This is a genomic window from Bradyrhizobium sp. F1.13.3 (assembly GCF_040548265.1).
In the GTDB taxonomy this organism is placed as follows: Bacteria; Pseudomonadota; Alphaproteobacteria; order Rhizobiales; family Xanthobacteraceae; genus Bradyrhizobium.
This window is the reverse complement of record NZ_JBEPRI010000004.1, coordinates 93685-116054: the sequence shown is the minus strand read 5'-3', so window position 1 is coordinate 116054 and position 22370 is coordinate 93685. Positions and strand designations below refer to the sequence as shown.

The window sequence follows — 22370 nt, the reverse complement described above, 5'->3', positions numbered from 1 at the left end:
GTGGCTGCCCGGGACAAGCCCGGGCATGACGGTGTTGTGGCGATGTGCCTTTTCGCGCCTACGCCGCCGCCTGCTCGCGCGGCTGGTAGATCGCGGTGTGCTGGCAGTGCGCCAGCGGTGTCGTGCCGTTGGCGACCACCAGCGCATCGAGCTCGACGAAGCGGTGGCCCTTCTTCTCGTAGTTCGCAGTGACTTTTGCCCGCGCGGCGATCTCGTCACCGGCGCGTGCGGCTGACAGCAATTGCATGCGGCTGCCGACATGGATCCACGGACCGAGGATCGTGTTGTCCACCAGCACGCGGTTCATGACGCGCTGGATCAGGCCGGGGTGGCCGAGCCCCTCGCGCGCGAAGATCGGATCGGTCTCCCTGACATCAGCGAGATAATCGGCTGTATCCTGGCCGGCCCAGCGGCGCGGCGTCGTGCCGAACCACTTGCCAGTCTCGAATGTTGCCGGGCTGACTGGTTTGCGCTCTGCAATCGCGGGGACCTCGACATAGTCGCTCAACGACACCGCAGCCGCAGTCGCCGGCAGCGACGCCGTCCCCGTCGCACAGAGCTCGGTGCGGCTGAACACCTCGATCGTGAGCAGGCCGTTGTGCTCGGTCGCATCGATATCCGCGGTCTCGCCGTCATAGACCGGCTTGATGAAACGCGCCTCGATCAGCCCGCGCGACAGGAAATCGCGGCCCCAGCGCGCCACCGGCACATGCATCATGTAGGCGAATACGTCGACGCCGGGGACCAGCCCGCCGGAGAACCCGAAGCGGCGCGCCACATTGTCGTCATGCATCTTGTTTTCGGATTGCTTGGCCGTCTTGTAGGCCTCGACGCGATAGGTTTCGAGTCGGTTCGGCATGGCTTGGCTTTCCCCAATTTCTTGTTGTTTCGGGCCGATCGTAGGCCCTGCGGAACCGGGGTCAATCCCCTCGCCTTTGCGGCCCGAATGGGGTACCACGCGGCTGCTGCGGAACCGCTTCGTAAGCCCCATCTACGGACCATGACGAACCCTCAAAACACCATCCGCATTTATGTCGACGCCGACGCCTGTCCGGTGAAGGACGAGATCTATCGCGTCGCCGGCAGGCACGGCCTGCCCGTGAGCGTGGTCGCGGGCAACTTCATCCGCGTGCCCCAGGATCCGCTGATCGAGCGGGTCGCCGCGGGTGCCGGCATGGACGCAGCCGATGACTGGATCGCGGAACGCGCCGGGCCCGGCGATATCGTCATTACCTCGGATATTCCGCTCGCGAGCCGCTGCGTGAAGGCCGGCGCCGATGTGATCGCGTCCAACGGCAAGGCGTTCACCGAGGAATCGATCGGGATGACGCTTGCGGTCCGCAACCTGATGACCGATTTGCGCTCGGCCGGCGAAGTCACCGGCGGTCCGAAATCGTATTCACCGCGCGACCGCTCGACGTTTCTGTCGACGCTCGACCAGACCATCCGCCGCATCCAGCGCCGCCGCGCCGATCAGGCCGCAACAAGACAGGACTGAGACACCGCATGGCGCCACCGCTGATTCAACTGCGCGATATCAAGCTGACCTTTGGCGGCACGCCGCTCCTGGCGAACGTCGAACTGTCGGTTTCGACCGGCGAGCGCGTCTGCCTGATCGGCCGCAACGGTTCCGGCAAATCGACGCTGCTCAAGATCGCCGCCGGACTGGTCGAACCGGATGGCGGCAGCCGTTTCGTGCAGCCCGGCGCCACCATCCGTTACCTGCCGCAGGAGCCGGATTTTTCCGGTTTCTCCACTACGCTTGCCTATGTCGAGGCCGGCCTCAATGCCGGCGACGACCATTATCAGGCGCGCTATCTGGTCGAGCAGCTCGGTCTCAGCGGCGAAGAAGATCCGGCGCATGTCTCCGGCGGCGAAGCGCGCCGCGCCGCGCTGGCGCGCGTGCTGGCGCCCTCGCCCGATATCCTGCTGCTGGACGAGCCGACCAACCATCTGGATCTTCCGACCATCGAATGGCTGGAGGGCGAACTGGAGAGCCGCCGCTGCGCGCTGGTGATCATCAGCCACGATCGGCGCTTCCTGGGCAATCTCTCGCGCAGCACCGCCTGGCTCGACCGCGGGCAGATCCGGCAGATCGACCGCGGCTTCAGTGCCTTCGAGGCCTGGCGCGACGAGGTGCTCGCGGAGGAAGAGCGCGACCAGCACAAGCTCGACCGCAAGATCGTCAACGAAGAGCACTGGTTGCGCTACGGCGTCTCGGGCCGCCGCAAGCGCAACGTCAAGCGGCTCGGCAATCTCCACGCGCTGCGCGACCAGCGCCGCACCCATCGCGGCGCGACGGGCAACGCCAATCTCGCGGCTGCCGAAGCCGACAAATCCGGCAAGCTCGTCATCGAGGCCAAGAATATCAGCCGGTCCTATGGCGAGCGAAAGATCGTCGACGGCTTCTCGATCCGCGTCCAGCGCGGCGATCGCATCGGCATCGTCGGCCCGAACGGCGCCGGCAAGACCACGCTGATCGAGATGCTGACCGGCGGCAGCGCACCGGACAGCGGCAGCATACGGCTCGGCGCCAACATCGAGATGGCGACGCTCGATCAGCATCGTGAAAGTCTCGATCCCAAGTCGACGCTGGCCGAGGCGCTCACCGGCGGCCGCGGCGATCATGTCATGGTCGGCGGCAAGCCGAAGCATGTCGTCAGCTACATGAAGGACTTCCTGTTCGCCCAGGAACAGATGCGCACGCCGCTGGAGGTGCTGTCGGGCGGTGAGCGCGGCCGGCTGATGCTGGCACGCGCGCTGGCAAAACCCTCCAACCTCCTGGTGCTGGACGAACCGACCAACGACCTCGACCTGGAGACCCTCGACGTCCTCGAGGAAATGCTCAGCGACTACGAGGGCACCGTGATTCTGATCAGCCACGATCGCGATTTTCTCGACCGCGTGGTGACATCGGTGATCGTGCCCGAGGGCAACGGACGCTGGCTCGAATATGCCGGCGGCTATACCGACATGCTGGCCCAGCGCGGCGCCGACGTGAAGCGCGCGTCAGCGAAGGCCGTCGAAGAGACGAGAGAGCAGCGGTCCGTCGCGCCGTCCGGCGTCGCGAGACGACGGCTGACCTTCAACGAGCAACACGCGCTGGAGACGCTGCCCAAGACCATTGCCAAGCTGCAGGCCGAGATCGCCAAGCAGCAGCGCTTCCTTGACGACCCCGATCTCTTCCGCAAGGATCGCAAGCGCTTCGATCAGGCCTCCGACGCCCTGACGAAGGCGCAAAAGGAATTGGCCGAGGCCGAGGACAAATGGCTGGAGCTCGAAGTGCGGCGCGAAGAGATTGAACAGGCCTAGCGCGCATTCGCAAAAGTGGGCACCGCTTTTGCAAACGGAATGCGCGCCAACTCAGAGACTTCCATGACAACGACCCTTGCCGCCAAGATCGCCCGCGAATACGGCACGCCCTGCGCCGTCATCGACATGGACAAGGTCGAGCGCAACATCGCGCGGATCCAGAAGGCTTGCGACGACGCCGGGATCGCCAACCGTCCTCATATCAAGACGCACAAGAACCCGACGATCGCCAAGATGCAGATCGCGGCCGGCGCCAAGGGCATCACCTGCCAGAAGCTCGGTGAAGCCGAGATCATGGCCAATGCCGGTGTCGACGACATTCTGATCAGCTACAATCTGCTCGGCGATGAGAAGATGGCGCGCTTAGGGGCGCTGCAGGCAAAGGCCAACATGACGGTCGCCGCAGACAATTCGACCGTCGTTGCCGGCCTGCCCAAGGCTGCCGCCGCCTCAGGCCGACCGCTGTCGGTCGTGGTCGAATGCGATACCGGCCGCAAGCGCGCCGGCGTCGAGACCCCCGCCGAGGCAATCGCGTTGGCGCAGGAGATTGCTGCATCCAAGGGGCTCGAGTTCGCCGGCTTCATGATGTATCCGACCGAGACTGGGTGGGCGGACGCGCAAAAATTCTATGACGAAGCTCTGGCCGGCGTGCGCGCGCACGGGCTCGATGCAAAAATCGTCTCGACCGGCGGCACGCCGAACCTGAAGAATATCGGCAAGCTCAAGGGCGGCACCGAGCATCGCTTCGGCACCTACATCTATAACGACCGCATGCAGGTCGCCGCCGGCTCCGCCACCTGGGACGATTGCGCGCTGCACATCTATTCGACCGTGGTCAGCCGCGCCGCGCCCGAGCGCGGCATCCTCGACGCCGGCTCGAAGACGCTGACGACGGACACCGGCGGCCTCGACGGCCACGGCCTGATCCTGGAGCACCCCGAAGCCAAGATCGCACGCTTTGCCGAGGAGCACGGCTTCCTCGACCTCTCCCGCAGCAACACCCGGCCTAACGTCGGCGACGTTGTCCGCATCGTGCCCAATCATGTCTGCGTCGTCGTCAACATGATGGACGAAGTCGTGATGGTGCGCGGCGAGGAGATCATCGGCACGCTGCCGGTGGCGGCACGGGGAAAGCTGCGGTAGGGCTCCGTGGGATGAGTAGAGCGCAGCGAAACCCATCGACCCTACCCGAATGATGGGTTTCGCTGCGCTCTACCCATACTCCAGGGCGAGCCGTCGCAACACACCCCTGCCAGCCGCAGCCCCCGTCGCAAACGAAGCCTGGAGCAAATAGCCGCCGGTCGGCGCCTCCCAGTCCAGCATCTCACCGGCTGCGAACACGCCCGGCAGCTTGCGGATCATGAAGGCGGTGTCGAGCTCGTCGAACGAAATCCCGCCGGCGCTGGAGATCGCGCGCGCGATCGGCGCCACGCCCATGAGCTTGACCGGCACGGCGTTGATGAGCTCCGCCAATTGTTCAGCCGAGATTGCCGACAACGAGTGGCCAGCACCGATGGCGGCTTCCTGCAACAGCCCGCCCGCGACCGGAGACAGCTGCGCAGCCTTGCGCAGGAAGTTGGAGAATGATTGCTTGCCGCGCGGGACGGATAGGCGCTTGACGAGTTCGCCATGATCGACATCCGGGCGCAAGGCGATTTGCAGGACCGCTTCGCCGTTCGCCACGATGGCGTCGCGCAGTTCGGCCGACAACGCATAGATCGCCCCGCCCTCGATCCCGGTGCTTGTGATCATGGCCTCACCGCGCGCGCGGTGCGGACCGAAGGACAGCGTGATGCCCTTGAGCGGCTGGCCTTCGAAGCGCGTGCGGAAGATTTCGGACCATGTGACAGTGAAGCCGCAGTTCGCCGGCCGCAGCGGCGAGATCGCAACGCCTTTGTCCGCCAGGATCGTCGTCCAGCCGCCGTCGGAGCCCAGCCGCGGCCAGCTTGCGCCACCGAGTGCCAGCACCGTGGCGTTCGCGGCGATGGCGGCGCCGCTGCCGGGTGCGCCAAAGACCAGTCGTCCGTCCCCGTCCCAGCCGATCCAGCGCTGGCGAAAGGCAAAGCGCACGCCGGCGGCATCGAGGCGTCGCAGCCAGGCGCGCAGCAAGGGCGATGCCTTGAACGCTTTCGGAAACACACGCCCGCTGGAGCCGACAAAGGTCGGCTCGCCCAGCGCCTCGCTCCAGGCGCGCAGCGCGTCAGGCGGAAAGGCGTCGATCGCCGCTGTTAGCTTCGGCGCCTCCTCACGATAGCGCGCCAAAAACTGCGGCAGCGGTTCGCTGTGGGTGAGATTGAGCCCGCCGCGGCCGGCCATCAGGAATTTGCGGCCGGCGGACGGCATCGCGTCGTAGACGGTGACGCGAGCACCGCCCTGCACGAGCACTTCGGCCGCCATCAGACCGGCAGGGCCGGCGCCGATGACGGCGACGGCTGTCAGAGTTTAACTCCGGCACGCGCCGCCGCCTGCGCCACATACTTCTGCGTCTGCTCGAAAGCCCCCTGCAGCGCCTTCGCCTTCGACATGTCGCTGATCTCGGCGAAATGCGCCGCGACCGCGTCCGGGGTCCACTCGGACTCCGGCAGGTTGATGCCTTCGCTTTCGACGATCTTGATCACCGCGAACGAGCCGGCGCCAGCGCCCATGATGGTGCGGGTCGGCGCGTCCTCGCTCAGCATGTACTCGACCGCGGGCGTGATCGCGTTCGGCTTCATCAACTGCAGCGCCTGCGGCGGCAGCAGCTCTTCCGTCATGCGGGTCGCCGCCGTCGGCGAGATGATGTTGACGCGGATGTCGGACTTGCGACCCTCTTCCGCCAGCACGTTCATCAGGCCGACCATGCCGGATTTGGCCGCTCCATAATTGGCCTGGCCGAAATTGCCGTAGAGGCCGGAGGACGACGTCGTCAGCACGATGCGGCCGTAGTTGCGATCGCGCATGCCGGCCCAGGCGGCCTTGCAGCAATAGAAGGTGCCGACGAGATGCACGTCGAGCACCTTCTGGAAATCGGCCGCTTCCATCTTGCCGAACGACTTGTCGCGCAAAATGCCGGCATTGGCACACAAGAGGTCCACGCTGCCCCACTCCTTGGTGGCGCGCTCGACCATCGCGGTGACTTGCTCGAAATTGGAGACGTCGGCGCCGTCGGCCATCGCGGTGCCGCCGGCCTTGCGGATCTCCTCGACGACGGTCTCCGCAGGCGACAGCGAGCCGCCAGTGCCGTCGCGCGCGCCGCCGAAATCGTTGACCACGACTTTGGCGCCGCGGCTGGCCAATCCCAGCGCATGCGCCTTGCCGAGACCATTGCCCGCGCCGGTGACGATGGCGACGCGCCCGTCGAACCTGATTGCCATTGTGCTTCCCTGTGCTGTCTTCCCTTCTCCCCTTGCGGGAGAAGGTGGCATAGGCGGCCAACGGCCGCCGTTCCTAGTTAAAACGCCAACGCGTAGCGTTGGCTACGGCGCCGGATGAGGGGTCTGTCTCGGCAGATGAGCGTGTGGAGAGATACCCCTCACCCGGCTTCATCTCGCTCCGCTCGATTTCGCCACCCTCTCCCGCAAGGGGAGAGGGTGCACCGAGCGCGATTTGGACAACTTTTGAGCAGCGATGGGCTGCCGGGTCAAGCCCGGCAGCGACGGCCCCAATCAGGCGAAATAGATCAACCCCAGCCAGTCCGCGACCAGCGCGGGCTTGTCCTCGCCTTCGATCTCCACGGTGACGTTGGTGCGCGACTGCAATTCATTCGGCTTGCGCAGCTTGGCTTCCGCCAGCACGAAACGGCCGCGGACGCGTTTTCCGGATCGTACCGGCGAGATGAAACGCAGCTTGTCGAAACCGTAATTGACGCCCATCGTGGTGCCCGCGATGACGGGCATCACCTCGTAGGACATGATCGACAGCAGCGACATCGTCAGGAAACCGTGCGCGATGGTGGAACCGAACGCCGTCTCCTTCTTCGCACGCTCCGGGTCGACGTGAATGAACTGGTGATCCTCGATCACGTCGGCATAGGTGTCGATGCGGGGCTGATCGACCAGGTGCCACGACGACACCCCGATCTCCTTGCCGACCATGGCTTGATAGGCCTGAAGCGTAATCGGCGGCTTCTTCCAGACTTCGTTCACTTAGGTCTCACTCCGTGTTTTCGGCAGCTCCGGAAAATCCTCTTCGCGGAATTCCCGGCCGCGCAGAGGATCGTTGCGGTCGTCGTCGCGCTCGAGACGTCTGAGCTGGACGCGGCGGATCTTTCCCGAGATCGTCTTCGGCAGCTCCGTGACGATCTCGAGGCGACGGATGCGCTTGAACGGCGCAAGGCGCGTGTGCAGATGCCTGAAGATGGAGAGCGCAGTTTCCGGCGAGCGCTCCGCGCCGGATGTCAGCAGCACAAAAGCCTTGGGAATCGCGAGCCGGATCGGATCCGGGCTCGGCACCACGGCGGCTTCTGCGACGAGCTCGTGCTCGAGCAACACGCTCTCGAGCTCGAACGGGCTGATGCGGTAGTCGGAGGATTTGAACACGTCGTCGGAGCGGCCGACGAAGGTGAGATAGCCATCGTCGTCCTCGAACACGACGTCGCCGCTGCGATAAAGCTCGCCTTCGGCGCCGGACAGCCCTCCGCTGTCGCCCTGATAGCCCTGCATCAGGCCCGCGGGGCGGTTTTCGCCGAGCACCAGAGCCACCTCGCCCTCCTTGGCCGGATGACCATCGGCGTCACTGACCTGCACGCGATAGCCCGGCAGCGGCCGGCCCATCGAGCCGACCTTGATCTTTTGACCAGGCGAGTTGCCGGCGAGCGCCGTCGTTTCGGTCTGGCCGTACCCGTCGCGGATGGTGAGGCCCCAGGCGGCCTGCACCTGGTCGATCACCTCAGGATTGAGCGGCTCGCCGGCGCCGCAGACCTCGCGCAAGGCCACCTTGAACGACGCCAAGTTCTCCTGGATGAACAGCCGCCACACCGTCGGCGGCGCGCACAGCGTAGTGACGCCGCAGCGGCCGATGGTGGCAAGCAGCCCCTTGGCGTCGAAGCGCGGCTGATTGGCCACAAAGACGGTTGCGCCCGCGTTCCACGGCGCGAAGAAGCAGCTCCATGCATGCTTTGCCCAGCCGGGCGAAGAGATATTGAGATGCACGTCGCCGGGCTTCAACCCGATCCAGTACATGGTCGAGAGATGGCCGACGGGGTAACTGCGCTGGCTGTGCCGCACCAGCTTTGGCTTTGCGGTCGTGCCCGAGGTGAAATAGAGCAGCATGGGGTCATCGGCGTTGGTCGGGCCGTCGGCTGCAAAGCTCTCCGCCGCCTCTGCCGCGTCATCATAGGAAAGCCAGCCATCGGAGGCCTCGCCCGCGACGATGCGGACGATATTGTCGGCGCCAAGACTTGCGAACTTCGCAACCTGGTCCTGCGCTGCGACCACCGCCTTTGCCTTGCCGCGATCGAGCCGATCACGCAGCTCGTCGGCGGTGAGCAGCGTCGTCGCGGGAATCACGACCACGCCAAGCTTGATCGCGGCCAGCATTGTCTCCCATAGCGGAACGACGTTGCCGAGCAGCAGCAGGAGATGATCGCCGCGCCTCAAGCCCTGCGCGCGGAGGAAATTCGCGACCTGGTTGGAGCGGCGCGACAGGGCCCCGAACGAGAGCTTGGTCTGCCGGTCCTGCGCCGCATCGACGATCCAGAGCGCAGGACGATCCTTGCTGTCCGCATTCGCCGCCAGCTCGGCGTCGAACCAGTCGAGTGCCCAGTTGAAGGGAACCGGATCCGGCCAGCGGAAGCCGTTGACGGCTGTCTCGTAGTCCGTGCGGTTGTGAAGCAGAAACGCGCGCGCTTCCTGAAATGTCGTCATCAGGCTTTCCCGGCTAGACTCCTAACGTGCTTGATAATTCCGGAAAAATCCACCCCGCCCTGGCCGGCTGCGTCGAATGACTGATAGATCTCCTGCGCATGCTTGCCGAGCGGCGTTGCCGCGCCGGCGGCCTTGGCGGCGTCCTGCGCCAGCGTCAGATCCTTCACCATCAGCGCCGAAGCAAAGCCCGGCTTGTAGTCGTTGTTGGCGGGCGAGGTCGGCACCGGCCCGGGCACCGGGCAATAGGTCGTCAGCGACCAGCACTGGCCCGACGAGGTCGAGGCGACGTCGAACAGCGCCTGATGCGAGAGCCCGAGCTTCTCAGCCAACGCGAACGCCTCGCTCACCGCGATCATGGAAATGCCGAGGATCATGTTGTTGCAGATTTTTGCCGCCTGGCCCGCGCCGGCACCGCCGCAATGCACGATCTTCTTGCCCATGTTCTCCAGCACAGGCTTTGCCGCTGCAAACGCGTTGTCCTCGCCGCCGCACATGAAAGTGAGCGTCGCACCCTTGGCGCCGCCGGTGCCGCCGGAGACCGGCGCGTCGACCGAACGAACCCCGTGCTCGGCCGCCAGCGCATGCGCCTGCCGCGCGCTCTCGACGTCGATGGTGGAGGAGTCGATGATCAACGCGCCCTTGGTCATGACAGGGACGACCTCGCCCCACACACCGAGCACATGCTTGCCGGCCGGCAGCATGGTGACGACCGCGTCGGCGCCTTTCACGGCGGCCGCAGCGCTCTCGGCGATGCCGGCACCGTCGGCCTTGGCCTGGTTGCGGGAGGCCTCGGCGAGGTCGAAAGCGACGACCTTGTGGCCGGCCTTGACCAGATTGGCGGCCATGGGCCCGCCCATGTTGCCGAGACCGATGAATGCGATCGTGGCCATCTTAATTTCCTCCGCTGAACGTTTCGTTGATTAGTTGAACTTCAATTCGTCGGCGCCGATCTCGGCGAGATAGTGCGCAAGCATGTCCGGCGTGACGTCCTCGACCCGCGACGGCGACCAGGTCGGATTGCGATCCTTGTCGATCACGGCGGCGCGCACGCCTTCGCGAAAGTCGTCGCTGCGGAAGACTTCCAGCGCAGCGCGATATTCGCGCACCAGGCATTCTTCCAGGCTCGACGCGGTGCGCGCGAGCCGCAGCAGCTTGAGCGTCACCACCATGCCGCGCGGCGATTTTTCGTTGAGCGTCTTCAATGTCGCCAGCGCGAACTCGGAACCGTCGCGCCTGAGCGCGGCGACGATGTCTTCCATGCGGTCGAAGCCGAACAATGCGTCGATCGCCGGCTCCTTTGCGGCGACCGGCCCGGCGGTCTCCCCGGTCGCAAAACCGTTGATGAGCTTGCTGACATCGGCCGCGGTGACGCCCTGGCGAACCTTGGTCAGCGCGTCGCGCAACTCGGGGCATTTGGCTGCCGTGACCACCGCGTCTGCAAACCTGGCGTGGATCGCATCGGGGCCGTTCATGGTCTGGCCGGTCAGGCCGAAATAAGTGCCGATCTCGCCCGGCGCGCGTGACAACAGCCAGGTGCCGCCGACGTCAGGGAAGAAACCGAGCCCGACCTCAGGCATCGCGAGCCTGGTGCGATCGGTCACGATTCGATGGCTCGCATGCGCCGAGAGTCCGACGCCGCCGCCCATCACGATGCCGTCCATGAAGGCGACATAGGGTTTTGGGAATTTCTTGATCCGGGCGTTGAGGATGTACTCTTCCCGCCAGAGTATCTTGCCGAGGTCGCCGTCGACCTTCGAGTTCTCCCAGAGCGCGCGGATGTCGCCGCCGGCGCACAGGCCGCGCTCGCCTGCACCTTCCAGCACGATCACGGCAACGGCTGGATCGGCCTCAAAAAGGTCGAGCGCCTTGTCGATGTCGCGAAACATCTCGAGCGTCACGGCGTTGATGTCCTTCGGACGGTTGAGCCTGACAATGCCGGCCGAGCCCTCGACCCGTGCGACGAGATCGCCCTCCTCCGTTCCACTCATCGGGCGCCCTCGATCAATTTGCGCGCCACGATCAGCCGCATGATTTCATTGGTGCCTTCGAGAATCTGGTGCACGCGCAAATCGCGCACGATCTTCTCGATGCCGTATTCGCTGAGATAGCCGTAGCCGCCATGAAGCTGGAGCGCCTGGTTGGCAACCTCGAAGCCGGCATCGGTGCCAAAACGCTTGGCCATCGCACAGAGCATGGTGGCGTCGGGATCCTTGCGGTCCAGCGCGGCTGCTGCGCGCCACAGGAAGGTGCGCGCGGCCTCGAGCTCGATCGCCATGTCGGCGAGGCGGAACTGCAGCGCCTGGAATTCGTCCAGACGCTTGCCGAAGGCTTTGCGCTCTTTCATGTAGGCGCGCGCCTTGTCGAGCGCGGTCTGCGCGCCGCCGAGCGAGCATGCCGTAATGTTCAGGCGGCCGCCGTCGAGACCGGCCATCGCGATCTTGAAGCCGACGCCCTCCTCGTTCAAGCGATTGGCGACCGGAACGCGGACGTTTTCGAAGATCACGGCGCGGGTCGGCTGCGCGTTCCAGCCCATCTTGCGCTCGTTCGCGCCGAATGAGACGCCCGGGGTCTTGCCATGGATCACGAGGGTGGAGATGCCGCCGGGACCGTCGCCGCCAGTGCGCACCATCGCGACCAGCAGATCGGTCCGGCCGGCGCCGGAGATGAACTGCTTCTGGCCGTTGAGGACGTAATGATCGCCGTCGCGCACGGCACGGGTGCGGAGCGCCGCCGCATCCGAGCCGGCGCCGGGCTCGGTCAGGCAGTAGCTCGCGATCAGCTCCATGGTGCAGAGCTTGGGCAGCCATTTGTGGCGTTGGGTATCGCTGCCGTAGGCATCGATCATCCAGGACGCCATGTTGTGGATGGAGATGAAGGCCGAGGTGGTCGGACAACCCGTCGCCAGCGCCTCGAAGATCAGCGCGGCATCGAACCGCGTCATGGCGGAGCCGCCGACATCCTCGCGGATGTAGATGCCGCCCATGCCGAGCGTGGCGGCCTCGCGCATGACCTCGACGGGAAAATGTTTCTCCTCGTCCCAGCGCAGCGCGTGCGGCGCGATCTTCTCCGCCGCAAACGCCAACGCCATGTCGCGAACCGCGATCTGATCCTCGTTCAGAGCGAACTGCATGATGGGCTGCTCACTGTTCTCGTCATTGCGAGGAGCGAAGCGACGAAGCAAATCCAGTGTGTCCGAGGAGAAAGTCTGGATTGCTTCGCTACGCTCGCAATGACGGGCTGGGCTACAGCCTTACTTCATCAGCGGGATCGAGAACTCCGCGCCTTCCTTGACGCCGGACGGCCAGCGCGAGGTCACCGTTTTGGTTTTGGTGTAGAAGCGCACCGAATCCGGGCCGTGCTGGTTGAGATCGCCGAAACCGGATTTCTTCCAGCCGCCGAAGGTGTAATAGGCGATCGGCACCGGGATCGGCACGTTGATGCCGACCATGCCGACATTGACCTTGGCCGCGAAGTCGCGCGCAGCATCGCCGTCGCGGGTGAAGATCGCAACGCCGTTGCCGTAATCATGCTCCGACGGCAGCGCCAGCGCTTCCTTGTAATCGTGCGCGCGCACGACCGAGAGCACGGGGCCAAAAATCTCTTCCTTGTAGATCCGCATGTCCTTGGTGACGTTGTCGAACAGCGAACCGCCGAGATAGAAGCCGTTTTCGTAGCCCTGCATCTTGAAGCCGCGGCCGTCGACGGCGAGCGTCGCGCCTTCCTTGATGCCGATGTCGATATAGCCTTTGACCTTCTCGACCGCCTCGCGCGTCACCAGCGGACCGTAATCGGCGGACGGATCGATCGAGGTGCCGATCTTGAGCGACTCGACGCGCGGGACCAGCTTTTCCATTAGGCGGTCGGCAGTGGACTTGCCGACGGGAACGGCGACCGAAACCGCCATGCAGCGTTCGCCGGCCGAACCGTAGCCGGCGCCGATCAGTGCGTCGACCGCCTGGTCCATGTCGGCGTCTGGCATGATGATGGCGTGGTTCTTGGCGCCGCCAAAACACTGGCAGCGCTTGCCGGTCTGGGCTGCGCGCTCGTAGATATATTGCGCGATCGGCGTGGAGCCGACGAAGCCGACGGCCTTGATATCGGGATCGTCGAGGATGGCGTCGACCGCTTCCTTGTCACCGTTGACGACATTGAGGATGCCGGCGGGCAGGCCCGCCTCGATCATCAGCTCGGCAAGCATCATCGGCACGCCGGGATCGCGCTCCGACGGCTTCAGGATGAAGGCGTTGCCGCAGGCAATTGCGGGAGCGAATTTCCACATCGGGATCATCGCCGGGAAATTGAACGGCGTGATGCCGGCGACGACGCCGAGCGCCTGACGCATGGAATAGATGTCGATGCCGGGGCCGGCGCCTTCGGTGTATTCGCCCTTCATCAGATGCGGAATGCCGCAGGCGAATTCCGCGACTTCGAGGCCGCGCTGGATGTCGCCCTTGGCGTCCGGGACGGTCTTGCCGTGCTCGCGGGCGAGCAGTTCGGCGACCTTGTCGTAGTCGCGCTGCACCAGTTCGACGAACTTCATCATGACGCGGGCGCGGCGCTGCGGGTTGGTCGCAGCCCATTCCGGCTGCGCGGCGCGGGCGTTCTCCACGGCGGCGCGGACCTCGGCCTTGGACGCCAGCGCCACCTTGGCCTGGACGTCACCGGTCATCGGCTCGAATACGTCGGCGGTGCGGCCCGAGGTGCCCTTGACCTCCTTGCCACCAATGAAATGTCCGACTGAACGCATGGAATGGTCTCCTTGAGGCGAGCTTGAACGCTTTGACAAATCCTATCGACCTGCATTTTATAGGATTCAAGTCTGAGATAATGCACCATAGATGTGCGAAAATGCTGGATCAAGGCGCTATCGACTGGGACGACTTCCGCTTCGTGCTGGCCATCGTGCGGGGCGGCTCGGTTTCGGCTGCGGCAAAACAGCTCGGCGTCGACCATGCCACCGTGATCCGCCGTGTCGACCGGCTGGAGAAGCACCTGTCGGCCAAGCTGTTCGACCGTCGCAAGACCGGCTACCTGCTGACAGAGGCTGGCCAGCGCGTCGCAGACAGCGCGGAAGCCATGGAATCGACCATCGTCGCCAACCAGGAGCAGGTCGGCGGGTCGGTGGCGCGGTTGACCGGCACGGTGCGGATCGGCGCCCCCGACGGCTTCGGGACCGCGTTCCTAGCGCCGCGGCTCGGAGCCTTCGCCGACCGGTATCCCGATCTCGATTTGCAACTCGTGGCCACCGCGCGGCTGTTCAGCCTCTCCAAGCGCGAGGCCGATATCGCGATCAGCCTGACCATGCCGAAGGAAGGCCGCATCGTCGGCCGCAAGCTGCTCGACTACCGCCTCGGGCTCTATGCCGCGCCCGCCTATCTCGACCGCTTCCCGAAAATCACCTCGCGCGAGGTCCTGCCGCAGCATCGCTTCGTCGGCTATATCGAGGAGCTCTTGTTCACGCCCGAGCTCGACTATCTGCCGCAGGTGTCGCCCAAGATCTCCGCACGCTTGCGCAGCGCCAATCTGATCGCCCAACTCAACGCCACGCTCGCCGGCTTCGGTATCGCCGTGCTGCCGCATTTCATGGCGGCCGACTATCCGCAGCTGATTGCGGTACTGGCGGAAGAGGTGTCGATCACCCGCACCTTCTGGATGCTGATGCACGCCGACAGCAAGGACCTCGCGCGAATTCGCGCGGTGGCGGATTATATTTCCGAGATTGTAGAACGCGAGCGGGCGCTGTTTGCGGGGCGGACTTCGTAGGGTGGGTTAGCCCTGCAGATGCGCAAAGCGCATCTGCTCGGCTAACCCACCAACTTCGTCCAGCGCTCAGTGAAGCATGGTGGGTTACGCCTTCGGCTAACCCACCCTACGCATTCAACGGCACCTCCGCCTAACTCTGCTTCGCCTTCTTCGCAACCGCAGCCTTCGGCTCGCGGCGGGCGCCATCCAGCGCGCTGTCCTTGCCCGTCTTCAGCACCTCGTCCGACAGCTCGCTGGAGCCGGCGATGCGCGCCAGCAGCATGGTGCCGGCCATGGTGGCCAGCGTCGCGATCGCCTGCTTGCGCGCGGCCTTGCGCGGCAGATTCGGGATGAAGTCTGTCATCATCTCGATCATCTCGTCGAGCTTGCCGGCAAACGCCTTTCGCGTCTTCGGGCTCTCGCGGGCGATCTCGGCGCCTAGCGCGGGGATCGAGCAACCGTGACCGGGGTTGTCGCGATGCACCGTCGAGAGATAGGTCTCGACGATCTGACTGAGCTGCTTTTCCGGCGCGACCTGATCGGACTGCTTGCGCCAGTGCTCCATCGAGCGATTCATGGCGTAGTCGAACGCCTCGATCACCAGCGCCTCGCGGGAATCGAAATGGGCGTAGAAGCCGCCGTGGGTCAGGCCCGCTTCCTTCATGAGGTCGGCGACACCGATGCCGTGGGCGCCCTTTTCGCGCAGCCGCACGGATGCCTTCTTCACGATGCGGTCGTGGGTTTCCTGCTTGTGTTCCCGGGAATAGCGCATGCGGATCTCATTGGATGTCGAAGGTCATCTAATAACACGGATATCGGCCGGACGGCGCATTAATTCCCGGTAAAATTGTTGCCGATCATGGAAAAGGTCGCCGTTGCGTGCACCGCAAGTGCCCCCTTACCGTCGCGGACGAATCCCTCGGTGTAGCTGCTCTGGCGTCCCAGCTTGATCACCTTGCCTTCGGCGGAGATCAACCCGGACCGGACCGAGAGCGGACGCAGGAAGGTCATTTTCAGATCGAGCGTGACGGAGCCCTGCCCGGACTCCAGTCTGGTCGAGATCGCACACCCCATGGCGGTGTCGATCAGCGCGGCGGCTGTAGCTCCGTGCAGGAGGCCGATGGTGTTCTCGAGATCCTCGCGCGGCTCGAGTTCCACGACGATCCGGCCCGGCTCGACCACAGCCATGACGAAGCCGATCAGCTTGGCAAAAGGTGGCGGCGGCAGCCTTCCGTCGCGGATGCCCAGCATCGCATCCATGCCTGACAGGCCCATCGCCACTTTCGCAACCGGCGCCGGCACCTGCCACTCCACCACCCGCTCGCGCCGCTGCGCGGGCGAAAACAGGTCGAGTTGATCGATGCTGGTCATCGCGGTCTCTTGGTATGATTTTCATCATACTATGCTGCGGACTTCGCGCTGGCAACTCCCTCCCCGCCCGCTTGACAAGCAATGCGTTTCGGCCCGGAAGTGATCCCGACCGGCGTATTCGCACGTCCACGAAGCTCAGAGATCCCATCATGGAAATGCTCAACAACCACTGCGGCGTGACCCGCGATGCGCGCGGCGTCGTTCATGTCGCCATCTGCAACGCCGGCTCGCTGAACATTTTGGGCTCGCCCGTCACCGATGCGGTGCGCGAAGGCTTGCAGCAGCTCTCGTCCGACCGCAGCATCCGGGTTGTGGTGCTGCGCGGCCAGAGCGAGAAGAGCATGATCGGCGGCGCCGACATCAAGGAGATGGCCAGGCTCGACCAGAAGTCCGCCGAGGCCTTCATCAGCCGCCTGCGCGACCTCTGCGAGGCCGTGCGCCAATTCCCGGCCCCGATGATCGCGCGCATGCCCGGCTGGTGCCTTGGCGGCGGGCTCGAAGTCGCGGCAGCCTGCGATTTCCGGATCGCCGCCCATGATGCGCATTTCGGCATGCCGGAGGTGCGTGTCGGCATTCCCTCGGTGATCCATGCGGCGCTGCTGCCGCGCCTGATCGGGTGGGCCCGCGCGCGCTGGCTGGTGATGACCGCTGAGAACATCGACACGCCGACGGCGCTGGCGTGGGGGCTGGTCGACAAGGTCGCGCCGGAGGGCGGGCTCGATGCCGAGGTCGAGCACCTCGTGACGGCGCTGCTCGAATGCGGCCCCGAGGCGCTGCGGTCGCAGAAGGCACTGCTGCGGCAATGGGAGGAGCTGCCGCTGACGGAGTCGGTGAATTTGAGCGTCAAAGTCTTCGGCGAGTCGTTCCTGACGGACGAGCCGACGCGGCTGATGGGCGCGTTTGTGAATCGGAAGCGGTAGGCGCTCTCCGCCTCGTCCGTCCGAACGAGCAAATCTCATCTGACCCACGACAATTTCTCATGCCGGACGCGGTTGCATTTTTTGCGCCGCATCATATGATGATCGTAATCTTACACGTTCGACATCTGAGGGAGTCTCCCCATGGCCGAAGCCGCCGATCCCGTCGTCATCGTCTCCGCCGTCCGAAGCCCGCTCGGCCGCTTCATGGGCGAGTTGTCGCCGCTCTCCGCACACAAGCTCGGTTCACACGTGATCGGCGCGGCACTGGAGCGTGCCAAGCTTGCGCCGGAGAAGGTCGACGAAGTCTTCATGGGCTGCGTCCTTCCCGCCGGCCAGGGCCAGGCCCCGGCGCGCCAGGCTGCGCGTGCCGCCGGCCTGCCCGACGCCACCGGCGCCACCACCGTCAACAAAGTCTGCGGCTCCGGCATGAAGGCGACCATGCTGGCGCACGACATCATCCGCGCCGGCTCGGCCGAGATCGTCGTCTCCGGCGGCATGGAGAGCATGAGCAACGCGCCATATCTCCTCGCCAGGGCCCGTGGCGGCTATCGCGCCGGCCACGACCGCATCATCGACCACATGATGATGGATGGCCTCGAAGACGCCTACGAGACCGGCCGCTCCATGGGCGATTTCGGCGAGGCCACGGCAGAGGCCTATCAATTCACCCGCAAGGACCAGGACGCCTATGCGATGGAAACGCTCAGCCGGGCGCGCAAGGCGGTCGAGGGCGGCGCGTTCAAGGCCGAGATTGCGCCGATCACGCTGAGCGAGAAGGCCGGTCCCCGCATCGTCGCCAATGACGAGCATCCGCTGAGGGTCGATCCCGCAAAAATCCCCGGGCTGAAGCCGGCGTTCCGCGCCAACGGCACCATCACGCCGGCGGCCTCCTCCGCCAATGCCGACGGCGCCGCTGCGCTGGTGTTGACGAAGCGGTCGCTCGCCGATCGCGGCGGCCTGCCGGCTCTGGCCGAGATCAAGGGCCACGCCACCCACAGCCAGGAACCGCAATGGTTCACCACGGCGCCGATCCCGGCGATCCGCAAGCTCTTGGACAAAGTCGGCTGGAGTGCCGCCGACGTCGACCTGTTCGAGATCAACGAAGCCTTCGCCGTAGTGGCGATGGCGGCGCAGCGCGACCTCGGCATTCCCCGCGAGAAGCTCAACATCAACGGTGGCGCCTGCGCGCTCGGCCATCCCATCGGCGCCACCGGCGCACGGCTGATCGTGACGCTGCTTCATGCGCTCGAGGCGCGAAACCTCAAGCGCGGCGTGGCGGCGCTCTGCATCGGCGGCGGCGAAGCCACCGCGATCGCGGTGGAGCGCTTGACGCACTGACGTGAAAGTCCGGAAGTGAGGGAACTCTGTCATTTTTGACAGACGAGTCCCGTGCCATTCTGCAAGCTTGCGCAGGTCTCTCGCCTGCCCATTAAGATTGAGGCCCAATGATCTCGAACTGGCTCGCGGCAACGCTCGGCCGCCGCAATATCCACTACGGCTGGGTGATGGTCGGCGTGACCTTCCTCACCGCGCTGATCAGCGCCGGCACGGTCGGCGCGCCCGGCGTGTTCATCGTTCCGCTTCAGCAGGAGTTCGGCTGGAGCACGGCGGAGATCTCGTCCGCACTGTCGATCCGCTTCATCCTGTTCGGGCTGATGGCGCCGTTCGCGGCAGCGCTGCTCAACCGCTACGGCCTGCGCAACGTCACGCTGACCGCACAGCTCATCGTGGTCTCGGCGCTGGTGCTCTCGCTCGGCATGACAGAGGTCTGGCAGCTCGTCGCGCTGTGGGGCGTGGTGATCGGGATCGGCACCGGCATGACCGCGCTGGTGCTGGGCGCCACCATCGCGACGCGATGGTTCGCGGCGCGGCGCGGCCTGGTCGTCGGCATCATGACCGCGAGCGTCGCCACCGGTCAGCTCGTGTTTTTGCCGCTGCTGGCAAGCCTCACCGAACGTTTCGGCTGGCGGCTGGCGCTCGGCTTCGTCTGCATCGCGCTTGGTGTTTCGGCCCTCGCGGTCCTGCTCGCGATGCGCGACCGTCCGAGCGATCTGGGCCTGCGCCCGTTCGGCGACGAAGGCACCACACCCCTGCCCGCCCCGCCCGTCAGCCATGGCTCGATCACCGGCGTTGCGCTCGGCACGCTGCGCGACGCCTCGAAGAGCAGCGCGTTCTGGGTCCTGTTCGCGACGTTCTTCGTTTGCGGCGCATCCACCAATGGCCTCGTGCAGGTGCACCTGATTCCGATGTGCCTCGATTTCGGCATCCCGCAGGTGCAGGCCGCGGGCTTGCTGGCCGCGATGGGCATCTTCGACTTCTTCGGCACCATCATGTCGGGCTGGCTGTCGGACCGCTATGACAACCGCTACCTGCTGTTCTGGTACTACGGCCTGCGCGGGCTCTCGCTGATCTTCCTCCCGTTCAGCGATTTCTCGTTCTATGGGCTCTCGATCTTCGCGATGTTCTACGGGCTCGACTGGATCGCAACCGTGCCGCCCACGGTGCGCCTGACCGCGCAGAAATTCGGGCCCGAGCGCGCCAATCTGGTGTTCGGCTGGATCTTTGCCGGCCACCAGCTCGGCGCGGGCACCGCTGCCTTCGGCGCCGGCTTCTCGCGGACGGTCTATCAGAGCTACCTGCCCGCCTTCTTCATCGCCGGCGCGCTCTGCGTGTTCGCCGCGCTGATCGTGCTGACGCTGTCGCGACAACCGAAGCCGAAGCCGCAAGCCGCGATGGCTTAGGACCTGATCGTGGTGGTGACGCCGAAGACCGCGGCGTCACCGATCCGCGCGATACCGGCTTCTTCGGGTTCGGGATGCCGCGCGCTGGGCGGAAGACGTACTGGAAGGCGCGACCAGCGCTCAAACAAAAAGTGCGAAAACAACCCCATGCACAGTAGCCGGAGCGTGGCGGATCAATGACTTACGCTTTACCGAAAACGATTTGACTCGTCGGGCAAAACAGGAGCAGGATGTCATCGTTGGGCATCTGCGTCGTCATCCCCTTCAACCTGCAAAATGGTCTCCGACAGCAGAGCGGCAGCCTTTTGCAGTGGGCCTATGAACCGATCCAACTCGACGAAGCTGACGCGTGCCACCGGCACGGAGACGCCCAGGCAAGCGATGAGCTCTCGATCCGGGGACAGGATGGGCACGGCACACCCCACCACGCCTTTCACGTACTCTTCGTTCGTTTTGGCCCAGCCGCGCTGCCGCGTCTCTTCGAGCACCTTCATCAGCGCTGGGACATCGACAATCGTCGTTTTAGTGAATTTGGTCAGAGCGAGTGCGCGGCACAGCTTCACCCGGGTCCGCTCGGGCAATCCGCTCATGTAGATCTTTCCGGTGGACGTGCAGTGTAGCGGCGCCGCTTCTCCCGGATTGAACTGAAGGCCTTGCGGCTCCGAAACGCGAACGCTGTCCACATACGCGACGGAATTATCGCGCACGACGCCGATTTCGCATTGTTCGCCGATTTCTGCCGCGACAGCTCGAAGTACCGCGTGCCGCCGCGCTGTGCGGAAGGCCGCTCCGATCACCGTCGCGGACAGCGTGACGAGTTGATTACCGACAACGTAACGCTTGGTCCCCAACGCCTTCTGAAGCAGTCCGCGGCCTTCAAGATTTCCGACCAACCTGTGCGCCGTTGGAAGAGGCAGCGTGAGAGCCTTCGCGATCTCTGCCGCTGAGACGGCTTTGCGTTGGTCAGCAACATGCCGAACGATCGCGAGAGCGCGGTCCAAGGGTCCATCTCTCTCAACTTGCTTCGTCATTTCCCTACCGGTTGGGATTGGCAGCAAAATACACAATAATCCAACAATTATCATTTTTCGGGATAAAATCTATTGATATTCGACAATTCCATTTGTCCCGATCCGGAAAGCTCATATTCTTGGCGCTGCGGGCGATTGACCAAAAGTTGTGCAACGCAGTCTCGCCGTTTCGAAAAGTCGCTCCGTCGCTCGGCCGACTGCCAAGTCCGACGGCGCGCTCAACAGGAGATGTGCATGTCTCGTCACTACGACGTGGACGCCGTGAGGAAGGAATTCCCTGCCGTTGAACGGATGGTTTATCTGGACTCGGGATTTCAAACGCCGCTCGCGCGCCCGGTGAAAGCCGCGATCGAGCTCTTCCTCCGCGAGGGCTTCGAGACGGCTGGCCCGAAAAGCGCCTGGCTCGACCGGGTGGAGCAGACCCGCGCCAAGGTCGCTCGCTTTCTCGGCGTGACAGCAGACGAGATCGCCTTCACGAAAAACACGTCGGAAAGCATGAACATCGCGGCAAACGCACTGCCGCTCCAGGCCGGTGACAATGTTCTGATGATCCATGGCGATCATCCGAACAACGCCTACGCGTTCCTCAATCTGCAGCGGAAGGGCGTAGAAATCCGCTTCGTTCCGATGACGGATATCGTCGACGGCGACAGCTTTGCTACCTTCATTGACGACAGGACGCGTGCGATCTCGATGTCGCATGTGACCTTCCATGCCGGTCACTGCTTTGACATCGAGAGCGTCGGCACGATGTGCGCCAGGAAGAAGCTCTACTTCGTCGTCGATGTGATGCAGGCGATCGGCGTCGTACCTGTTGACGCGAAGGCGATCGGCGCCAGCTTCATCGGCTCCGGCAGCCACAAGGGATTGCTCGTTCCGCAAGGGCTCGGGCTTCTCTATTGGGACAAATCCCTTGGAGAGCTGGAACCGGCCTATATGGCGGCCGCGAGCCTCGCCGATATCCCCAGCGACCTCATCGCGCGTCCGGACAAAATGGCGCCCTCTCCGACCGCCAGGCGCTTCGAACTTGGCAACTTCAATCTGCCCGCGATCCATGCTCTGGGTGCTTCCCTCGACATGATCGAGCAGATCGGGGTGCAGAACATCCAGAACCACTGCTTCGACCTCGGCGATCACCTGATCGCTCGCCTGGACGAACTGGACGTGCGCCTGGTTGGCCCACGCGAGCGACAACACCGCGCTCCGCACATCTACGTCATCGCCCTGCCCGCAGCGGACTGGCTCGGGCATTTCGAGGAGAACGGCGTGCGCGTTTCGCCCGAACGTGACGGCATCCGCGTATCGCTCGGCATGTTCAACACCGCGACGGATATCGATCGCCTGATCGACGTCGTTCGCCGGCGAGGGCTCGGACGCCCTTCGGTTGCAGCTTGAATTTGACAAACGATG

19 protein-coding genes and 1 pseudogene are annotated in these 22370 nt (G+C 64.7%); 8 read left to right on the top strand and 12 right to left on the bottom strand.

Annotated elements, in window-relative coordinates:
• Window positions 1-58: 58 nt before the first annotated feature.
• Window positions 59-859, bottom strand: coding sequence for a hypothetical protein (locus tag ABIB66_RS12805; protein WP_354254916.1), 801 nt, complete (start codon window positions 857-859; stop codon window positions 59-61).
• A gap of 141 nt (window positions 860-1000) precedes the next feature.
• Between ABIB66_RS12805 and ABIB66_RS12800 the strand changes: the two genes are divergently transcribed.
• The 3 genes from ABIB66_RS12800 (at window position 1001) to ABIB66_RS12790 (ending at window position 4455) form a co-directional block, all read left to right on the top strand.
• On the top strand, window positions 1001-1498 hold the full coding sequence (locus tag ABIB66_RS12800; RefSeq protein WP_354204100.1) for a YaiI/YqxD family protein: 498 nt from the start codon (window positions 1001-1003) through the stop codon (window positions 1496-1498).
• Between the two features lie 8 nt (window positions 1499-1506).
• Window positions 1507-3312 (top strand): ABC-F family ATP-binding cassette domain-containing protein, encoded by a 1806-nt coding sequence (locus tag ABIB66_RS12795; protein ID WP_354204102.1) that lies wholly within the window; start codon window positions 1507-1509, stop codon window positions 3310-3312.
• Window positions 3313-3375: 63 nt separating this feature from the next.
• Complete coding sequence (locus ABIB66_RS12790) at window positions 3376-4455, top strand: D-TA family PLP-dependent enzyme (protein ID WP_354204104.1); 1080 nt, start codon at window positions 3376-3378, stop codon at window positions 4453-4455.
• Window positions 4456-4524: 69 nt separating this feature from the next.
• On the opposite strand, the gene ABIB66_RS12785 is transcribed toward ABIB66_RS12790, so the two are convergent.
• The 8 genes and pseudogenes from ABIB66_RS12785 to ABIB66_RS12750 all read right to left on the bottom strand — a co-directional run bounded on the left by ABIB66_RS12785 (window position 4525) and on the right by ABIB66_RS12750 (window position 13902).
• The gene (locus tag ABIB66_RS12785; protein ID WP_354204564.1) at window positions 4525-5751 is read right to left on the bottom strand and encodes a BaiN/RdsA family NAD(P)/FAD-dependent oxidoreductase; all 1227 of its coding nucleotides are present in this window, start codon (window positions 5749-5751) and stop codon (window positions 4525-4527) included.
• Window positions 5748-6665, bottom strand: coding sequence for an SDR family NAD(P)-dependent oxidoreductase (locus ABIB66_RS12780; protein WP_354204106.1), 918 nt, complete (start codon window positions 6663-6665; stop codon window positions 5748-5750). The genes ABIB66_RS12785 and ABIB66_RS12780 overlap by 4 nt, the downstream gene beginning before the upstream one ends.
• 291 nt (window positions 6666-6956) lie before the next feature.
• Window positions 6957-7436: a MaoC family dehydratase gene (locus ABIB66_RS12775; RefSeq protein ID WP_354204108.1), complete on the bottom strand. Its 480-nt coding sequence runs from the start codon at window positions 7434-7436 to the stop codon at window positions 6957-6959.
• Window positions 7437-9155 (bottom strand): AMP-binding protein, encoded by a 1719-nt coding sequence (locus ABIB66_RS12770; RefSeq protein WP_354204110.1) that lies wholly within the window; start codon window positions 9153-9155, stop codon window positions 7437-7439.
• Window positions 9155-10054 (bottom strand): annotated as a pseudogene (gene mmsB, locus ABIB66_RS12765) (3-hydroxyisobutyrate dehydrogenase); the annotation flags it as partial. The gene ABIB66_RS12770 and the pseudogene mmsB, both read right to left, overlap by 1 nt.
• Window positions 10055-10075: 21 nt before the next feature.
• A complete protein-coding gene (locus ABIB66_RS12760; protein ID WP_354254915.1) occupies window positions 10076-11143 on the bottom strand; it encodes an enoyl-CoA hydratase/isomerase family protein in 1068 nt (355 codons plus the stop codon).
• Window positions 11140-12285 carry an isobutyryl-CoA dehydrogenase gene (locus tag ABIB66_RS12755; protein ID WP_354254914.1) on the bottom strand — a complete coding sequence of 382 codons (1146 nt, stop codon included), beginning with the start codon at window positions 12283-12285 and terminating at the stop codon, window positions 11140-11142. Before ABIB66_RS12755 ends, ABIB66_RS12760 begins: the two co-directional genes overlap by 4 nt.
• Window positions 12286-12405: 120 nt before the next feature.
• Entirely contained in the window at window positions 12406-13902 is a 1497-nt protein-coding gene (locus ABIB66_RS12750) for a CoA-acylating methylmalonate-semialdehyde dehydrogenase (RefSeq protein ID WP_354204116.1), read from the bottom strand.
• A 101-nt stretch (window positions 13903-14003) separates the two neighbouring features.
• Between ABIB66_RS12750 and ABIB66_RS12745 the strand changes: the two genes are divergently transcribed.
• Window positions 14004-14918 (top strand): LysR family transcriptional regulator, encoded by a 915-nt coding sequence (locus tag ABIB66_RS12745; protein ID WP_354204118.1) that lies wholly within the window; start codon window positions 14004-14006, stop codon window positions 14916-14918.
• A 130-nt stretch (window positions 14919-15048) separates the two neighbouring features.
• On the opposite strand, the gene ABIB66_RS12740 is transcribed toward ABIB66_RS12745, so the two are convergent.
• Complete coding sequence (locus ABIB66_RS12740; protein WP_354055401.1) at window positions 15049-15669, bottom strand: TetR/AcrR family transcriptional regulator; 621 nt, start codon at window positions 15667-15669, stop codon at window positions 15049-15051.
• A 59-nt stretch (window positions 15670-15728) separates the two neighbouring features.
• Window positions 15729-16268, bottom strand: a complete 540-nt coding sequence (locus ABIB66_RS12735; RefSeq protein WP_354254913.1) for a PaaI family thioesterase — start codon at window positions 16266-16268, stop codon at window positions 15729-15731.
• 149 nt (window positions 16269-16417) lie between these two features.
• Between ABIB66_RS12735 and ABIB66_RS12730 the strand changes: the two genes are divergently transcribed.
• From ABIB66_RS12730 to ABIB66_RS12720, 3 genes are all read left to right on the top strand, one after another.
• Complete coding sequence (locus ABIB66_RS12730) at window positions 16418-17188, top strand: enoyl-CoA hydratase (RefSeq protein ID WP_354204122.1); 771 nt, start codon at window positions 16418-16420, stop codon at window positions 17186-17188.
• 141 nt (window positions 17189-17329) lie between these two features.
• Window positions 17330-18526, top strand: a complete 1197-nt coding sequence (locus tag ABIB66_RS12725) for an acetyl-CoA C-acyltransferase (protein WP_354204124.1) — start codon at window positions 17330-17332, stop codon at window positions 18524-18526.
• Window positions 18527-18633: 107 nt separating this feature from the next.
• Window positions 18634-19929, top strand: a complete 1296-nt coding sequence (locus ABIB66_RS12720) for an MFS transporter (RefSeq protein ID WP_354055409.1) — start codon at window positions 18634-18636, stop codon at window positions 19927-19929.
• A 233-nt stretch (window positions 19930-20162) separates the two neighbouring features.
• Here the strand turns inward: ABIB66_RS12720 and ABIB66_RS12715 are convergent, their stop codons facing one another.
• On the bottom strand, window positions 20163-20960 hold the full coding sequence (locus tag ABIB66_RS12715) for an IclR family transcriptional regulator (RefSeq protein ID WP_354254912.1): 798 nt from the start codon (window positions 20958-20960) through the stop codon (window positions 20163-20165).
• A gap of 234 nt (window positions 20961-21194) precedes the next feature.
• Between ABIB66_RS12715 and ABIB66_RS12710 the strand changes: the two genes are divergently transcribed.
• Entirely contained in the window at window positions 21195-22355 is a 1161-nt protein-coding gene (locus tag ABIB66_RS12710) for an aminotransferase class V-fold PLP-dependent enzyme (protein ID WP_354204128.1), read from the top strand.
• The last annotated feature ends 15 nt before the right edge of the window (window positions 22356-22370 follow it).

Bases quoted from the DNA above. Each gene is read 5' to 3' on its own strand.
- ABIB66_RS12805 (WP_354254916.1), bottom strand. From the start codon at position 859: ATGCCGAACCGACTCGAAACCTATCGCGTCGAGGCCTACAAGACGGCC.
- ABIB66_RS12800 (WP_354204100.1), top strand. From the start codon at position 1,001: ATGACGAACCCTCAAAACACCATCCGCATTTATGTCGACGCCGACGCC.
- ABIB66_RS12795 (WP_354204102.1), top strand. From the start codon at position 1,507: ATGGCGCCACCGCTGATTCAACTGCGCGATATCAAGCTGACCTTTGGC.
- ABIB66_RS12790 (WP_354204104.1), top strand. From the start codon at position 3,376: ATGACAACGACCCTTGCCGCCAAGATCGCCCGCGAATACGGCACGCCC.
- ABIB66_RS12780 (WP_354204106.1), bottom strand. From the start codon at position 6,665: ATGGCAATCAGGTTCGACGGGCGCGTCGCCATCGTCACCGGCGCGGGC.
- ABIB66_RS12770 (WP_354204110.1), bottom strand. From the start codon at position 9,155: ATGACGACATTTCAGGAAGCGCGCGCGTTTCTGCTTCACAACCGCACG.
- ABIB66_RS12760 (WP_354254915.1), bottom strand. From the start codon at position 11,143: ATGAGTGGAACGGAGGAGGGCGATCTCGTCGCACGGGTCGAGGGCTCG.
- ABIB66_RS12755 (WP_354254914.1), bottom strand. From the start codon at position 12,285: ATGCAGTTCGCTCTGAACGAGGATCAGATCGCGGTTCGCGACATGGCG.
- ABIB66_RS12750 (WP_354204116.1), bottom strand. From the start codon at position 13,902: ATGCGTTCAGTCGGACATTTCATTGGTGGCAAGGAGGTCAAGGGCACC.
- ABIB66_RS12745 (WP_354204118.1), top strand. From the start codon at position 14,004: ATGCTGGATCAAGGCGCTATCGACTGGGACGACTTCCGCTTCGTGCTG.
- ABIB66_RS12740 (WP_354055401.1), bottom strand. From the start codon at position 15,669: ATGCGCTATTCCCGGGAACACAAGCAGGAAACCCACGACCGCATCGTG.
- ABIB66_RS12735 (WP_354254913.1), bottom strand. From the start codon at position 16,268: ATGACCAGCATCGATCAACTCGACCTGTTTTCGCCCGCGCAGCGGCGC.
- ABIB66_RS12730 (WP_354204122.1), top strand. From the start codon at position 16,418: ATGGAAATGCTCAACAACCACTGCGGCGTGACCCGCGATGCGCGCGGC.
- ABIB66_RS12725 (WP_354204124.1), top strand. From the start codon at position 17,330: ATGGCCGAAGCCGCCGATCCCGTCGTCATCGTCTCCGCCGTCCGAAGC.
- ABIB66_RS12720 (WP_354055409.1), top strand. From the start codon at position 18,634: ATGATCTCGAACTGGCTCGCGGCAACGCTCGGCCGCCGCAATATCCAC.
- ABIB66_RS12715 (WP_354254912.1), bottom strand. From the start codon at position 20,960: ATGACGAAGCAAGTTGAGAGAGATGGACCCTTGGACCGCGCTCTCGCG.
- ABIB66_RS12710 (WP_354204128.1), top strand. From the start codon at position 21,195: ATGTCTCGTCACTACGACGTGGACGCCGTGAGGAAGGAATTCCCTGCC.